The 16,921-nt window shown below is 46.4% G+C and carries 11 protein-coding genes; all 11 read right to left on the bottom strand.

From position 1 onward, the window contains the following. Window positions 1-218: 218 nt before the first annotated feature. The 11 genes from rpiB to H8S52_RS02125 all read right to left on the bottom strand — a co-directional run bounded on the left by rpiB (window position 219) and on the right by H8S52_RS02125 (window position 16,845). A complete protein-coding gene (rpiB, locus tag H8S52_RS02175; protein ID WP_005654942.1) occupies window positions 219-656 on the bottom strand; it encodes a ribose 5-phosphate isomerase B in 438 nt (145 codons plus the stop codon). A gap of 128 nt (window positions 657-784) precedes the next feature. Continuing rightward, window positions 785-2,794 (bottom strand): transketolase, encoded by a 2,010-nt coding sequence (locus tag H8S52_RS02170; RefSeq protein WP_186909251.1) that lies wholly within the window; start codon window positions 2,792-2,794, stop codon window positions 785-787. A 180-nt stretch (window positions 2,795-2,974) separates the two neighbouring features. Continuing rightward, a complete protein-coding gene (locus tag H8S52_RS02165) occupies window positions 2,975-4,519 on the bottom strand; it encodes an alpha-N-arabinofuranosidase (RefSeq protein WP_186909250.1) in 1,545 nt (514 codons plus the stop codon). A gap of 72 nt (window positions 4,520-4,591) precedes the next feature. Further along, a complete protein-coding gene (locus tag H8S52_RS02160; protein WP_186909249.1) occupies window positions 4,592-6,937 on the bottom strand; it encodes a glycoside hydrolase family 127 protein in 2,346 nt (781 codons plus the stop codon). A gap of 192 nt (window positions 6,938-7,129) precedes the next feature. Beyond that, window positions 7,130-8,728, bottom strand: a complete 1,599-nt coding sequence (locus tag H8S52_RS02155; protein WP_186909248.1) for a xylulokinase — start codon at window positions 8,726-8,728, stop codon at window positions 7,130-7,132. Between the two features lie 106 nt (window positions 8,729-8,834). Beyond that, complete coding sequence (araA, locus tag H8S52_RS02150) at window positions 8,835-10,343, bottom strand: L-arabinose isomerase (RefSeq protein ID WP_186909247.1); 1,509 nt, start codon at window positions 10,341-10,343, stop codon at window positions 8,835-8,837. Between the two features lie 55 nt (window positions 10,344-10,398). Beyond that, a complete protein-coding gene (locus H8S52_RS02145; RefSeq protein ID WP_117741251.1) occupies window positions 10,399-11,085 on the bottom strand; it encodes an L-ribulose-5-phosphate 4-epimerase in 687 nt (228 codons plus the stop codon). Window positions 11,086-11,131: 46 nt separating this feature from the next. After that, window positions 11,132-11,809 (bottom strand): NUDIX domain-containing protein, encoded by a 678-nt coding sequence (locus tag H8S52_RS02140; protein WP_186909246.1) that lies wholly within the window; start codon window positions 11,807-11,809, stop codon window positions 11,132-11,134. 118 nt (window positions 11,810-11,927) lie between these two features. Next, a complete protein-coding gene (locus H8S52_RS02135; protein ID WP_022104162.1) occupies window positions 11,928-13,622 on the bottom strand; it encodes a sodium:solute symporter in 1,695 nt (564 codons plus the stop codon). Window positions 13,623-13,648: 26 nt separating this feature from the next. Further along, a complete protein-coding gene (locus H8S52_RS02130; RefSeq protein ID WP_186909245.1) occupies window positions 13,649-14,788 on the bottom strand; it encodes an aldose epimerase family protein in 1,140 nt (379 codons plus the stop codon). Window positions 14,789-14,952: 164 nt separating this feature from the next. After that, window positions 14,953-16,845, bottom strand: coding sequence for an arabinan endo-1,5-alpha-L-arabinosidase (locus H8S52_RS02125; RefSeq protein ID WP_186909244.1), 1,893 nt, complete (start codon window positions 16,843-16,845; stop codon window positions 14,953-14,955). Window positions 16,846-16,921: the final 76 nt, after the last annotated feature.

Raw genomic sequence — 16,921 nt, 5'->3', positions numbered from 1 at the left:
AAAGTAGGAAAACTCTTCCGGTGACAGAGGTTAGTTTTTGATTGAAAGGGTGTAATAATTGACTGAGATGAAGAAAAATCCGTTCCGTAAGATGAAAAAAATCATCCCATGAGATGAAATAAATCGTCTCGCGGGATGATTTCCTTTATCTCGCAGGGCGAATAATTCCGTCTCGCGGGATGAAAATAACCGGTTAAGGGCTTCCTTGAATCCGAGGGTTATCCCTGTACCGGTATTTTGTCTATTCTCCGCTGGTGGCGTCCGCCCTCAAACGAAGTGTTGAAGAATTCGGTCATAATCATATCCGCTTCTTCCGTGCCGATGAAGCGTCCCGGCATGACAAGGACATTGGCATCGTTGTGCTGGCGTGCCAGATGAGCAATTTCGGCAGTCCAGCAAAGAGCCGCACGAATGCCCTGATGCTTGTTGAGCGTCATGTTGATGCCGTTTCCGCTGCCGCAGATAGCAATTCCCGGGTAACATTCGCCTGCCTCGACAGCTTGCGCCAGTTGATGGGCAAAGTCGGGATAGTCGCAGCTTTCGGTAGAGTAGGTTCCGTAATCTTTGTAAGGCCAGCCTTTGGCTTCCAGCCAACCGCGGACATACTCTTTCAGTTCAAAGCCGGCGTGGTCGGAACAAAGTCCAATAGTTTTCATATAAAATAAAATGATAGAGTGATAATGTGAAAAAGTGATAGAGCAATGAGGTGATGATGTAGTGCAGCATGTGCAGGCTTTTCTACCTTATCGCCTCATTACTCTATCATTATTTTACTGTTGTTTTATTAAATCATTGCCTTTACTTGCTTGTACACGTTTTCTGCCGTGAAGCCCAGCTTTTCGTCCAGCACTTTGTAAGGAGCGGAGAAACCGAACGATTCCAATCCCCAAACCTTACCGTGGGCGCCTACCAAACCTTCCAGCGTAACGGGCAGGCCGGCGGTCAGACCGAATACTTTTGCATTTGCCGGAATCACGCTCTCCTGATAGCCCGGAGCTTGACTGCGGAACAGTCCCTCGGACGGAACAGATACGATGCGCAGCTTGACACCATCCTTGCGCAGCAGTTCTGCACCGGCCACCAGCGTGGCTACTTCGGAACCGGAAGCTACAAGGATAACGTCCGGATTCTCGTCCGAACCGGCTACGATATAAGCGCCTTTGGCTGCCTGGCTGTAATCGTTGCCTGCAGGCAGGTTGGTGATGTTCTGACGGGAGAATATCAAAGCGGTCGGGGTAGACACGTTCTCCATGGCAAGTTTCCATGCCACGGTTGTTTCTTCCGCATCGGCAGGACGGAGTACCAGCATGGAGTTATGCCCCTTGTGGTTTTTCAGCTTTTCCATTAAGCGGATTTGAGCTTCCTGTTCCACCGGTTCGTGCGTAGGACCGTCTTCGCCTACGCGGAATGCGTCGTGTGTCCAGATGAATTTTACGGGAGTTTCCATGAGGGCAGCCATACGTACGGCGGGTTTCATGTAGTCGGAGAATACGAAGAATGTTCCGCAAGCGGGGATAACGCCGCCATGCAGCGCCATACCGATGCAGCAGCATGCCATTGTCAGTTCCGATACGCCTGCCTGGAAGAATGCACCGCTGAAATCGCCTTTCTTGAAGGAGTGGGTCTTTTTCAGGAAGCCGTCGGTCTTGTCGGAGTTGGACAAGTCGGCGGAAGCCACAATCATGTTTTCCACCTGAGTGGCGAGAGCGCCGAGTACGGTAGCCGATGCGGCACGTGTAGCGACATTGGCTTTCTGTTCGATTGCAGCCCAGTCCACTTCGGGAGCCTTGCCGGAGAAGAATAGTTCCAGTTTGGCTGCCTTTTCGGGATTGGCTTTTGCCCATGCAGCTTTTGCCGCATATTTCTCTGCCATGATGCCCTTCAGCTCGGCAGCGCGTTTGGCATAAAGTTCGGCTACTTCGGGGAAGATAGTGAACGGATTTTCCGGGTTTCCGCCCAGGTTCTTGATTGTATTTACATAAGCGTCGCCGCCCAAAGGAGCACCGTGTGTAGCGCAGTTGGCTTCGTAGCTGCTGCCGTCTGCTTTGCGTGCGCCTTTACCCATTACGGTGTGACCGATAATCAGTGTGGGACGTTCCGTTTCTGCTTTAGCTTCATTGAGCGCGCCACGAATAGCATCGGCATCGTTACCGTCGATTTTGATAACTTTCCAGCCCCATGCTTCGTATTTTTTAGCGGTATCTTCGATTGTTACATCTTTCGTTTCGGTTGAGAGCTGGATGTCGTTTGCATCATAGAACATGATGAGGTTGTCCAAGCCCAGAGCGCCGGCAATACGGCCTGCACCTTGTGAGATTTCTTCCTGAATGCCCCCGTCGGAGATATAGGCGTAAATCGTCTGGTTCATTACTTCTTCAAAACGGGCTTTCATGAACTTGGCGGCGATGGCTGCTCCAACGGCAAAGGTATGTCCTTGTCCCAACGGACCAGAAGTGTTTTCGATGCCGCGCATAATGTCGCGTTCGGGGTGTCCCGGAGTGGGGCTGCCCCATTGGCGGAACTCTTTCAGCTCATCCAATGTGAATTTGCCTGCCAACGCCAATGTGGAATAGAGCATCGGCGACATGTGTCCCGGGTCGAGGAAGAAACGGTCGCGACCTTCCCACGCGGGGTTCTCGGGGTCGTACACTAAGAACTCGGAGAAGAGTACATTCACAAAGTCGGCACCACCCATAGCGCCACCGGGGTGTCCGGAATTGGCTTTTTCGACCATAGAAGCAGCAAGGATACGGATGTTGTCCGCTGCAAGGTTCATAAGTTTCTTGTCGTTCATATTATTAAAATATAGTTATGATTTGAATACTTTATTAGTGAGTTGATTTTCTTGCCTATTGATTTTGACAGGGACAAAGATAGCTTTTTATGTGTAAATCCGCAACATAGAACCTGTCTCTTTTTTCTTGCCCCTGTCACCCGCTTCTTGTTTTGATTACAATAAGTCTTTATTGATGGTTTACTGTAACTCAACAGTAACAATTGATTTGGCGGGGAGTTTTATTTTCAGGATTCCTTTATTGATTTTTACCTCTTTGAAAGGCACTAATTTTACTTTGTCGGGATTTTCAAAGGAATTATAATCAGTTACCTGTGCGGAAGTGAGCATTTCTCCTGCCGCTTTTGTAGCCTGTATTCCCGGAAGATTTACAATAACTTCCTGCTCGTTATCTACATCAACATTGGACAAGGAAATATGAATTTTCCCATCTTTGTTTTTGGATGCCGTAGCGCTGATGAGGGGCAATGTACGTTTGTCGCGCACGTTCATTTGCTGGCAGCTTATTTCAATGGGAAGGTAGGTAGCGTCCTGATGCACCTTGTACATCTTGAAAACGTAATAAGTGGGAGTCAGCACCATCTCTTTCCCTTTGGTCAGGATCATAGATTGCAGTACGTTGACAACCTGGGCTATGTTCGCCATTTTCAAGCGGTCGGTGTATTTGTGGAAGATGTCGAGCGACAGGGAAGCCACAAAGGCGTCACGCATGGTGTTCTGCTGGTAGAGGTGGCCTCTGACCGTACCGGGTTCTTCGTCCCACCATGTTCCCCATTCATCGAGCATGAGCGCTACGTTCTTGTCTTTGTCATATTCATCCATAATGGCGCAGTGTCTGCGGATCACATCTTCTATTTCACGACATTTACCCATGGTCCAGTAATAGTCATCCTTGTCGAACTGGGTTGCAGAGCCTTTACTGCCGGTCCATCCGCTAACGGTGTAGTAGTGGAGTGAAACTCCGTTCATGCGGCTGCCCACGCGCTCCATGAGGACTTTTGTCCACTCGTAGTCATAATCGCTGGCACCGCTGGCTATCTTGAACAGGCGGTTGTTGTCATAATTGCGGCAATAGGTTGAGTAACGGCGGTAAAGGTCGGCATAGTATTCGGGACGCATGTTGCCGCCGCAACCCCAACTTTCGTTACCTACACCGAGGTATTTGACTTTCCATGCCTTGTCACGACCGTTTTTCCGGCGCAGATTCGCCATTGGAGAGTCACCGTCAGAGGTCATGTATTCCACCCATTTGGCAAGTTCCTCAACGGTTCCGCTTCCCACGTTGCCGCTGATGTAAGGTTCGCAACCCAACATTTCGCAAAGGTTGAGGAACTCGTGTGTGCCGAAACTGTTGTCTTCGATAGTGCCGCCCCAGTTGTTATTCACCATTTTAGGACGATTCTCTTTAGGACCGATACCGTCCATCCAGTGATATTCGTCGGCAAAGCAGCCGCCCGGCCAGCGAAGAACGGGAACCTGGAGGTCTTTCAGGGCATTGAATACGTCGGTACGGTAACCTTTGACATTGGGTATATCGGAGTTCTCGCCTACCCAAAGGCCTCCGTAGATACAAGTACCTAGATGTTCGGCAAACTGTCCGTAAATTTCTTTGGGAATAATTTGCTTGCCTTGATCGGCGTGAAGCGTGATTGTAGCACTTTGTTGTGCAGACAAGGATACAGATGCAGCTAATAGGACACTGCTGAATAATAACTTGTTTCTCATAATGTTTATTGGTAATAGATGTTTGTAATATGATGTAATCTCAATTCTGTTGGCGCTTTACCGGGCATACGGCTATTCAAGTAGACGGATTTCATAGATAGCCGGGGTCCATTCTGTGCCGTCCGGACTGAACCGTATCGGATAATTGCCGGCGCCTAACTTTTGGGGCAAAGGATAACAGAGTGTTACGAAGCCCTCTTTATCCGCTTCGCTGATTGTGGGGCTGGCAGTCAGTCTCTCGTTGTTGAGAAGGATTGCAACCTTCATCGGATCATTCTTTCGTGTAGTAATCATAAGCCGGCTTGCTTCCTTGTTTGTTTTCAGAGTGTAGCCGAACCAGCCTTTGGCGCGTCGGAAATGACGGTCTCTGTCGGTTCCGGTTTCCGCCTGTTCGTACCGGATGCCATGATCGGATTCCGGTTGTTGCTCTCCGGGGAAAATAATGTCTGCTGTCTGGTTGGCAAGTTCCATGGCTTTGCGCTCTTTCCGCTCCATTTCTTGACGGATACTTTCTACCTCGGCTTCGCTCACCTGATGAAAGTAAATGGCATAACGGGAATCGTGCAGGCGGAAGAAAGGTATCAGCCGTAACGCTTCTTTCTGCGTAGGGTAGACGCTTCCGGTATAGCTGAATGATAGCTGTTCATCATCCGTTTTCCGAAGTGCTTGAGGCAATGATGCGGAAGAGCCTATCAACATCGGCGTCTTTTCCAGAGAGACCAGCTTGCCATGAGCGATGTGTCCGCCACGACTGTCATCGGCATAGAGCCCGTCCATGTTTTCCGTACCGGTGGGGCTGGCAAGTACGATGGGACCGTACATGAAGGCATAGAAATGTTCTTGGTCGGGTATTTGCTCCAAAGTGACCTGCATCGGCAGGTTCAGCGTGATTTCGTCTCCGGCTTTCCATTTGCGGCGAACCGTCAGGTACTCGCCCGGTTGGGCGTTTATATCCTGCACTTTGCCATTGACGGAAACACTTGCTCCTTTTGCCCATGAGGGGTAACGGAACTTGAGGCTGAATGTTTTCTTATTGCTCTTTTCTATCCGGAATCTGATTTGCGCTTCATCGGGGAAACGGCTCTCTTGTACCAGTGTCAATTTCTGTTCTTTCCAGGTCAGGCGGGAGGGGATGAATAAGTTTACATACAAAGTGTCCTCTGCATGGGCATAAATAAACTCTCCGTATTTGGTGTGGTTCTCCAGCCCTGAACCTACGCAACACCACATGGATGTTTCCGGTTGCGAATAAACACGATAGTGTCCCGAACGCATAGGGGTGAAGTAGACAAAACCGCCTTTTGCCGGTTGTTGTGAGGCAAGGATATGGTTGTATAGGGCGCGTTCGTAATAATCAGCAAAGCGGATGTCGGGAGAAGTCTGGAAAAGCATCTTCGTCAGGCGGAGCATATTGTAGGTGTTACAGGTTTCCGGACCTTGTACATCATTGAGCATGGATGTGAAATTGTCCGCAGGATGAAAATGCTCACGTACACTGTTGCCGCCGATACAGACGGAACGGTGATTGACAACCGTATTCCAGAAGAAACGTGCGGCCTGATCCCAAGCATCGTTTTGAGTGAGATCGGCGATGCGCTTGTAGCCGATGACTTTCGGTATTTGTGTATTGGCGTGCATACCTGTCAGATGGTCCTTGCCTCCGATAAGGGGCTCAAGAAGTGTCTTGTGGGAGAATCTGCGTGCCAGTTCCAGATATTTTTTGTCGCCTGTGATGTCGGCTACGTCGGCAAATATTTCGTTCAGTCCTCCATGTTCGCTGCGCAGCATATCCTGCATCTGTTGTTCGGTGAGTCCCGACGTGATGCCTGCCATCCAATCGGTGAGGGCAATCAGCATTTGACGTGCAAGGTCACTTCCTGCATAGAGGTAAGCATCGCGAAGTCCGGCATAAGTCTTGTGTATGTTGTATAGGGGAACCCATTTGCCGTTAAGGCTGAAACTTTCGGGACGGATATTCCCTTCTTTTATTTCTTTCCAAAGTTGCAGGCTTCCGGGTGTTCCTCCGATGAATCCGTTACCTACGGCTTGTTGTGCCCGGTGCAATTCGTTCAGCATATAATTCAAACGGTTGTATACGGTCGTGTCGCCGGTAGCGGCATACATCATGGAAAGTGCGGAAATGTAATGTCCGCCGATGTGTCCGTCCAATCCTGTGTTTTCCCAGTTGGTATAACTTGGAGCTTTGGGGGCAAGTCCGGCTTCGCGTAAGAAAGGGGCAAGCAACCGGTCAGGGTTCATGGCCATGATATAATGCAAGTCGGTCTGCTGTGCCTGTAAAAAAGGACTTTCCAATAGCTTGATGTCTTGAAGGGGGAAATAGGATACTGCTTGTCTTGTTTGGGCTTTTCCGATTAAGAAAAAGCAGAAAAGTAGTAGGCAGGTAAGTGATGATTTCATTTGTGTCAGGTGTTTATAGTATGAAGAATAACTTTATGTATGTAAACGTAGCGGGAGTAATTTCGATACCGGCGCATCTGTGCGGCAGCTCTAAGCTCTTCCCGCTACAATCACATACATTATTGTTTTTAAGTCTTTGCCTTTTTATTCAGAATGAACTTTCTTAAGGCAACCGACTTAATCTTATAGGAATTATCTTTTAGATTTAACAGCTGCTTCTTCAACAGGCAGATTCGCCTTGTAATTTTCGATGTATGCGTTGAAGCCTTCTACATCTTCAGCTGTCGGTGATACCTCAATGCCGGCATTTCCTGCAAATACTTTTTCATCCAGAAAATCGGCAAGAGTTTGTTGCTTGTCGTTGTTCACAAGATAAGAGCCGAGTAGGGCAATACCCCATGCGCCGCCTTCACCGGCTGTTTCCATAACGGAAATTGGCGAGTTTATGGCTGCAGCAAGAATTCTCTGGCCCACACCTTTGGTTCTGAATAATCCTCCATGCCCTGTGATTCTGTCAACTTTGATTTTTTCTTCCTTGAACAGAATGTCATTACCGATTTTGAGAACTCCGACCGAAGCGTGCAGATGAGCCCTCATAAAGTTGGCAAGGTTGAACTTGTCATTAGCCGAACGTACAAACAGTGGACGTCCTTCTGCCAGTCCTGCTACGGGTTCGCCGGAAATATAGTTGTATGAAATAAGACCGCCGCAATCTGTATTGCCGGTGAGTGCATGGTTATAGAGCTTGCCGTATATCTCATCCATATCTACGGGAATACCCAGCAATTCCTGATATTCTTTGAATAGGTTGACCCATGCATTGAGGTCGGAAGTGCAGTTGTTGCAATGTACCATTGCTACGAGGCTTCCGTCAGGAGTAGTCACCATATCAATCATTTCGTATGGTTTTGACAGATCTTTTTCCAAAACAATCATGGAGAATGAGGATGTACCAGCCGATACGTTTCCAGTGCGTTGCTTTACGGCATTGGTTGCAACCATGCCTGTACCTGCATCTCCTTCGGGCGGACATACCGGTATTCCTGCTTTCAGGTGGCCTGATACATCAAGTCTTTTGGCTCCTTCCGGCGTGAGGAAGCCTGCATTCTTACCTGCCGGCAATACTTTGGGAAGAATATCCAGAAGTTTCCAATCATAGCCTTTCGGGGCAACGAGTTCATCGAATTTGGCTACCATTTCAGCCGAGTAATTCTTGGTGGTAGGATCTATGGGAAGCATACCTGATGCATCACCTATACCCAACACTTTTTGGCCTGTTATCTGCCAATGTACAAATCCGGCAAGGGTTGTCAGGTAGTCAATGTCTTTAACATGTTCCTCATTGTCTAGAATAGCTTGGTATAAGTGGGAAATACTCCATCTCAACGGAATGTTGTAGACAAACAGGTCGGATAAAGCCGCTGCTGCCTGAGCGGTATTGGTGTTTCTCCAAGTACGGAACGGAACGAGGATTTCTTCTTTTTTGTTGAATGCCATATAGCCATGCATCATGGCACTGACACCTATTGCAGCCAGAGACTTTATTTCTGTATCGTATAAGTTTTTTACGTTCGTACGGAGGTCTGCATAGCAATCCTGCAGCCCGTGCCAGACAGCTTCGATGCTATAGGTCCAAAGCCCGTTGACCAATTGGTTTTCCCAAGTGTGGCTTCCCTGAGCAATGGGTTTATTTTCAGGATCAATCAAAACAGCTTTTATTCGTGTCGAACCGAATTCTATACCAAGAATGGCTTTCCCGGCTTCAATTGTTGATTTTGGATCTGATTTCATGTGATTTAAGTAATTATAAAGGTAAAAAAGTGGTTAGCTATAAATCGCGAATTACTAATTACACATACCATAAAAGTAATCCGTAATTAGTAATTCGCGGTTATTCTTAGCAAAGCGCTTTGTTCAGCATATAGTATACCTCATTCATGCGCAGTTCCTTTTTGAACTCGTTGATGGTGGTATTTTCATCGATGACAATCATTTCGATGCCGGCCATTTCCGCAAAGTCTCCCCAGTCTTCTACTGTAAGGTCGTAGGAGAAGCTGGTGTGGTGTGTACCACCTGCCAAAATCCATGCGGCTGCACCTACTTCGAGGTTAGGCATCGGAATCCATAATGCACTTGCAACTGGAAGTTTCGGAAGCGGTTTGCTCTTGATGCATTCCACTTTGTTTACAATGAGGCGGAAGCGGTTGCCCAAGTCTACGATAGTTGCGGCTACGCCTTTGCCTTGTTTGCTGGTGAATACGAGGCGTGCTGTTTCACTGTCGATACCAATGCTCAAACGGTGTACTTCCAGTTTAGGCTTCTGTTCAGCTATCAACGGACAGACTTCCAGCATGTGAGCTTGCAGAATGGCGCTCTTTTCACCGTCGAAGTTCAGTGTGTAATCTTCAAGGAAAGAACATCCGTTGGGCATGCCCTGACTCATGAACCAAGTAGTGCGGTAGAGGGCGGCAGTCTTCCAGTCGCCTTCTGCTCCAAAGCCATAGCCTTCTGCCATCAGTCGCTGAGATGCCAGACCTGGGATTTGGTCGAAGTCGCCCAAGTCGTTGAAATTGGTAGTGAAGCCTTTAGCACCGGTGTCTTTTAGCACGCGACGGATAGCAATTTCTGCTTTTGCAGAGTTCCATACTTTGGTATAAGCTTCCGTTCCTTCTTTTTCGAGTGCGGCATCATGGTCGTAGAGTCTGAAGTATTCGGCTACGAGAACTTTTACATCAGCATCGTCAACAGCGTTATAGTAAGTCATGACGTCGTTAATGGGGTAGTAGTCCACATGGTAGCCCAATACTTGTTCGGCGCTGACCTTGTCACCGTCTGTTACGGCTACGTTGTTCATTTGGTCGCCGAAACGGATGATGAGCATATCTTGTGCGTCGGCCCATGCGGCAGCTACACGCATCCATGAAGCAATCTGCTTTTGTGCTTTTTCATCTTGCCAGTGTCCTACAACTACTTTGCGGTTTTTGCGCATGCGGGTAACGATGTGTCCGAATTCGCGATCGCCATGCGCGGACTGGTTCAGGTTCATGAAGTCCATGTCCATTGTTTCCCAGGGAATCTCTTTGTTGAATTGTGTGTGGAAATGCAGCAACGGCTTTTTCAGTTCTTGCAGGCCATGAATCCACATTTTAGCAGGAGAGAAAGTGTGCATCCAAGTGATGACACCGATACATTTTTCATCGTTGTTGGCAGCTTTGAAAGCGGCGGTTACTTCTTTGGAAGAGTTGACAGTGCCTTTATATACAACTTTTACAGGCAGACGGCCGGAGTCATTCAGACCCTTTACCATTTCGTTGCTGTGTGCGTCTACTGCGACAACTGCGTCACCTCCGTACAGAAGCTGTGCTCCTGTTACGAACCATACTTCATATTGATCAAATGCATTCATACTGTTCTTCGTTTTAATTGTTTATATTTTATAATCTTATACTTTATGCTTGATTTTACTTCTGCCCATAATAAGCATTCGGACCATGTTTACGGCTGAAATGCTTTTCTATAAGCAGCGGGTTCATCGTCAGTTGCGGATTAACCGCATAGGCTATTGAAGCCATTTTGGCTACCTGCTCCATTACTACGGCATTGTGCACTGCATCGTGTGCATCTTTTCCCCAAGAGAAAGGACCATGATTCTTAACCAATACTCCGGGCGTATGAACCGGGTTCAATCCTTCGAAGCGCTTCACGATGACATTGCCTGTCTCCAGCTCATACGCTCCCTTTACCTCTTCTTCTGTCATATCTGTAGTGCAGGGAATGGCATCATGGAAATAGTCGGCATGGGTAGTTCCTATATTGGGGATGTCACAACCGGCTTGCGCCCATGCAGTGGCATACGTAGAGTGTGTATGAACCACACCGCCGATTTCCGGAAACGCTTTGTAAAGCACTAAGTGGGTAGGAGTGTCGGAAGAGGGCTTCAGGCTGCCTTCTACAACATTGCCGTCAAGGTCGACCACAACCATGTCTTCCGCTTTCATATCATCATAGCTAACTCCACTGGGCTTGATAACAACCAATCCCGTTGTCCGGTCAATGGCCGATACATTTCCCCATGTGAAGATGACGAGTCCATGCTTCACCAAATCAAGGTTGGCACGGAATACCTTTTTTTTCAGTTCTTCTAACATAATGTTTAATGGATTAATGTGCTAATATGGGCACATGAGCATGTTATTAAATTTTAAATTTAGGTGCTTTGCGATACGCCTTTTCATTGAATTTGTAGAGAGCGGCACCGCGTTTGGAACTTGTTTTATCGATTTTATCCGTTTTTTCTATATAATCCATTTCGGCTATCCTTTTGCGGAAGTTTCGTTTGTCAATGCTTTCACCGTAAATAGCCTCATATAGGCTCTGCAGTTGTGAAAGCGTAAATAGTTGGGGTAACAGGTTAAAACCGATAGGCTCAGTAGTAGTTTTTTGCTGCATCAATGTACGTGCTTTCTCTACCATTGCAGAATGATCGAAGATAAGCGGGGGCAACTCATTGATATTTACCCAAAAAGCATTGTGCTGCTGTACCAGAGTCTTGTCGTATTCATTGATGTTTACTAGTGCATAGTAGGCAATGGAGATAACCCGTTCACCCGGATCTCGGTCGATAGCTCCGAAAGAACCGACTTGTTCCATATACACGTTGTCCAGTCCGGTCAGTTCTGCAAGAACCCGTTTGGCTGCATCGTCTACGCTTTCGCTTTCTTGAACAAATCCGCCCATCAGTGACCAGTTGCCCATTGCAGGTTCGAAGTTTCTTTTCAGCAACAACAGATTTAATTCACCCTCGTTAAAACCGAAAATGATGCAGTCGATACCTACATAGAATTTAGGATTGGAACTGTAGTAACTACCCATGTCTTTTGTTTTTATAATTAGAATATCTTAGTTTGATGTACATAAAAACTATTTTTCATGCGTATAAAGATTATTTTTCATGTACATCAAAAAAAGTTTTTTTTCACTATATCTGTTTTTACCAGAAATACCAGTAGAAAGCCGCGGTAATAGCCAGAATGATTACCGTATGGATAATATCCCAGTGATTCCAGCTGGCACGTGTGGCAGCTTTTTGCTCAGGCGTAGATGTGCCGAATACCAAACCTTGTATTTTTTCAGCACTTGGGGCTTCGGTCATCAGACTGACTGCTATTACCACTATAATACAGAATAGGAACATCCAGCCGCAGAAGAATAACCAGTTCAGATCATAAAACAGATATTTAAACATTGAGCTGTCTGTAATTGCTGTATTGCTATAGTATACTTTTGCGCCCAAGCGGGTGAGACCGATAATCATACCGGCAATTAATCCCCACATGCCACCTTTGGCAGAAGTGCGTTTCCAACAGATTCCCAACAGAAATGCAGCTGCGATACCGGGAGCCAATACAGATTGAACATCTTGCAGATAAGTATAAAGAACATCACCTACACTACGCATAATAGGAATCCACAGTATACCCAGAATAACAATAACCACTGTTGCAATCTGTCCGATACCTACCAGTTTCTTTTCTGGGGTTTCCGGTTTGAAACGTTTGTAGAAGTCGATTGTAAAAAGCATGGCTGAAGAGTTGAACAGGGAAGCCAGTGAACTCATCAATGCAGCAAGAATGCCGCAAACAACAAGGCCTTTTACTCCAGCAGGAAGAAGCTTGGCTACCAGTGTAGGGAAAGCGGCATCTGCGTTTGCTGTACCATTGGCAAGCAGAGGAAGGAAACCTTCGCCACCGGCTCCGATATATTTCTGATGCAGGGCAAAAGCAATCATACCCGGAATCAAGAACAGGAATACAGGCAATAGTTTCAGGTATGCACCGAAAATAGTACCACGACGGGCTTCTTTTTCGTTTTTACCGGAAAGTACGCGTTGTACAATAAATTGGTCAGTACACCAATACCAGAAGCCAATAATGGCCGAACCAACCAATGCACCCAGCCATGGGAAATTGGGATCATTGTTATCGCGGATAAGTTGGGTCATGGTATCTCCATACTCGTTGACTGTAACTGCACTGCATATGCTCATCATTTCATCCCAACCGCCCAATTCTTTAAAACCGAGAACGAGGATGATAAGTGAACCCAAAAGAAGGATAGGAGTTTGCAGTACCGAGGTATAAAGTACGGATTTCATTCCGCCAAATATTGTGTAAAGTGCTGTCAATACAACTAAGCCGATTGCTGCAATCCAAAAGAAATCTATTCCCCACAGTTCTTTGATACCGAATACCTGCTGGAATACAAGTCCACCGGCATATACAGTTACGGCTACTTTGGTCAGCACGTAGCTAATTAATGAAATGACAGAAAGAATAGTACGCGACTGTGGATTGTAACGGCGTTCCAGAAATTCGGGCATTGTGTATACCATGCTTCGTGAATAGAATGGTACAAATACCCATCCGAGAATCAAGATCATCCAACCTTGTATTTCCCAGTGCGCCATTGCCATACCACTGGATGCGCCGGCACCGGCCAATCCGATTAAGTGTTCTGAACCGATGTTGGATGCAAATATGGATGCACCTATGGCGAGCCATGTGGCATCACGTCCACCTAAAAAATAGTCAGCCGAATCATTCTGCTTTTGTTTGACTACCCAAACAATAATACCTATCAGAGCCAGGAAGAATATTCCAATGACTACCCAATCTAATGTTCCCACGATAATAATGATTTAAAAGTTATTATTTATTTTTCTACTGAGAATTTGAAAATACATTCGCTGTTGTAAGTCTGTCCCGGTTCCAGAATAACAGAAGGCCATTGTGGCTTATTGGGGCTATCTGGATAATGTTGTGTTTCCAGACATACGGAAGCGCGTTGGTTGTAGATGATCCCTTTTTTCCCTTTTGCAGTTCCGTCTAGGAAATTTCCTGTATACACCTGGATACCAGGTTCATTAGTGTATACTTCTAAGCTGATTCCGCTTTCAGGAGAGGTGAGCTTGGCGGCAAGTTGTTTAACATCGCCATTGGTGTTCAATACCCAGTTATGGTCGTATCCGTTACCATATTTCAATTGTATGAAATCAAAATTGGTAATATCTTGGCCTACGACTTTGGGAGTAGTAAAATCCATGGGAGTATCTTTTACCGGTACAATTTCTCCGGTAGTCATATAAGTTTGGTCTACAGGAGTGTAATTATCAGCATTGACATATAGTATGTGGTCTGTGGCTGCTTTAGACGGATTTCCGGATAGATTGAAGTAGGAATGGTTGGTCATGTTGATAACTGTTTTTTTATCAGTAGTTGCGCTATATTTGATATCTATGGCGTTATCGTCTGTCAACTTGAAAAGAACTTTGGCAGTTAAGTTGCCCGGAAAGTTTGCGTCTCCGTCCGGAGAGAAGCGGGTCAGCTCCAAAGTGGTTTCATCAATGGGGTTGGCTTCATACACTTGATATTGCCATCCTTTAGGACCGCCATGCAGGCAATGTCCGAAATTGTTCTTCGGCAATTGAATCGTATCCCCATCCAATACCATTTTGCCCTGGTTGATTCTGTTGGCGTAACGTCCGATAGATGCACCGAAATCGCTTGGAACGTTTATGTAGTCGGCTATACTGTCGAAGCCAAGGACAACATCTTTCATTTCCCCGTTTTTGTCAGGTACCATAATAGATACGATACGTCCACCGAAGTTAGTGATGCATACTTCCATGCCCGCTTTATTCTTTAATGTGTAAAGATCTGTCTGGGCATCGTTCACTACAGTTTGAAATTTTGTCGGGTTAAGACCGGAAAGAGTAAGTTTCGTTTGACTTTTCTGAGCGCAGGAAGCTAACATTAATGTAGCTATTCCGGCAATAAGAATGTGATTTTTCATGGTGTTATTTAATTTGAAAATTAGATTATTATCTTATTTCGGGTGTAAAAGTAACACTTTTATTTGGTGTAATATATACACTTTTGTATGTTATGTAACATAAAAGAAAAAAACAGCTTTGAAATTTGTATATCTCAAAGCTGTTTTAATGTCTGAAAGAATACTTATTTTACTTTTTTACCCCAATATGTCTTATGGTTACTTCCGTAAGCGGCATAGACGATGGTAGGTGTTCTGGGACTGGCTTCCCAGTCAACTTCCCGTTGCAGGTAAAGGTCTATTCCATTTGCTGTCAAAATTTGCAGTTCTGCATCATAGCTCCATGTGCCGCCTTTCCATGTTCCTTCGGTAATGGTGTGGTCGGCGGCCAGCGTCATGGTTGCAGATTCTTTTTGAACTCCGTAAGAGTAGGACAAGTCTATGTGTTCCCAGTTTCCGATGAGCTCTTCTTCGGTAATGGCTACTTGGGGTACGGCTCCGTAGCGTTCGGGCATAACCAAAGGCCAACCGTCTTTGGTCCAACGGATGCTGCGTACATGTCCTAGCATAATAGCGTTGTCCACGCTTTTGGGAAGACGTGCTTGTGAAGCGTAATACCAATTACCTTTGCCGTCGTTGAAGATGGTGCAATGTGAGAAGCCTACCCAGCCGTTGCTCTTGCCGAACTTGTACGGGTGTGTTACCACCGGCAGCATTTCCGCTCCTTCGGTGACATTGGCGCCGTCGATGCCGATATAAGGGCCGGTGATGCTCTTGGAACGGCATACGCGTGTATTGTAAGGTATGTCCAGTGCATCGTATGCTACGAACAGATAGTAGTAGCCTGTCTCGGCATTGTAGATGATTTCAGGGCCTTCGCTGGCTTGCCAACGGTTGTTGATGTCGCGGGTGGCTATCAACTGTCCGTATTCCGCCGGAGCACTTCCTTCTGCCCAGGGTACACCTAAGTCTTGTTTAGGCATTCCTGTTTCGACATTCAACTCCATAGCAACGATACCGCTATGCCATGAACCGTATATCAGCCAGTGGGTATTTTCAGGAGTAATGATGTAAGAGGGGTCGATGGCATTCCATTTGTAATAACAGTTGTCGTATTGGGTGCTGGGTATGTTGAAGGTCAATCCCTTGTCCGATGCGTTGGTCACTACATATCCTTTGTCCACCCAATCGCTGTTGTTGGCAGGGTTGCTGTTCTCCATCATGCCGATAAAGGCACGTTCACTCCAGGCGGTTGCTCCGGTTCCGCCGTCCAGATAGCCGGGTACTACGATGGAGTAGTACATGCGATACAGTCCGTTTTTAACTTTCTGCACATTTGGCGCCCAGTATCCGAAGTCACTTTCTGCGGCAGTGCTTGCTGTCAATCCCATTGCTTTGCGTATCTCATTTAACTTCGGCATCACCCAGTCGGGAAGCTTCGGCATGGTTCCGCCCAGGTATTCCCAATTCACGAGGTCTTTGGAGCGTCTGGCGTGAAAGTGCCCATGTCCTGTATGTGCATTGCCGTAGGAGGCATCTGTCTGGTACATATAGTAGTATCCGTCTTCGGCAAGCACTACGCTGGGATCGTGCACGTTTGCCAAGTTCCATTGAGTACGATTGGACCAGCTTGCAATGCTCGCATAATTATCTTCGTATTCCGGAGCCATATAATTCTTTAATTGTTCATTAAGGTCTGTGATTTCTATGGTCGACGTGAATGTTTCCGAGTAAGTGTACCGGCTGTTACCATAAACGTATGCACGTATATAGTAAGGAGTATTGATTTTCAATCCGGAGAGGGTGGCACTGAAATTTTCATCCGCTTCTATCACCTGGTCTTTGATAGTAGGATTTGAGACATTTACACTATAGCAAAATCCCCTCTTGACTACGCTGCTTAGATTGCCGGTGATTGATGATTTAACGTTCAGTGAGGTGCCCGTTGCAGTTGCTTCGGGAGTGGCTAAAACTACATCACTGTTTCTGTTGTATTCGATGTTGTCAAGCCCGTCAGAACAAGCTGTGAAAACGAATACAGTCAGTAGAGATAGTAAGAAAAATGTTGTTTTTTTCATTTGGGTAAGTTTTTAAGATCCATATCGTTCCGTTGATAAAAAGAAACGATATGGATGATAAAGAATTTAATAGTTA

It is taken from the genome of Bacteroides sp. NSJ-48, from assembly GCF_014287405.1.
Taxonomy (GTDB): Bacteria; Bacteroidota; Bacteroidia; order Bacteroidales; family Bacteroidaceae; genus Bacteroides; species Bacteroides stercoris.
This window is presented reverse-complemented; position numbering and strand designations above follow the sequence as displayed.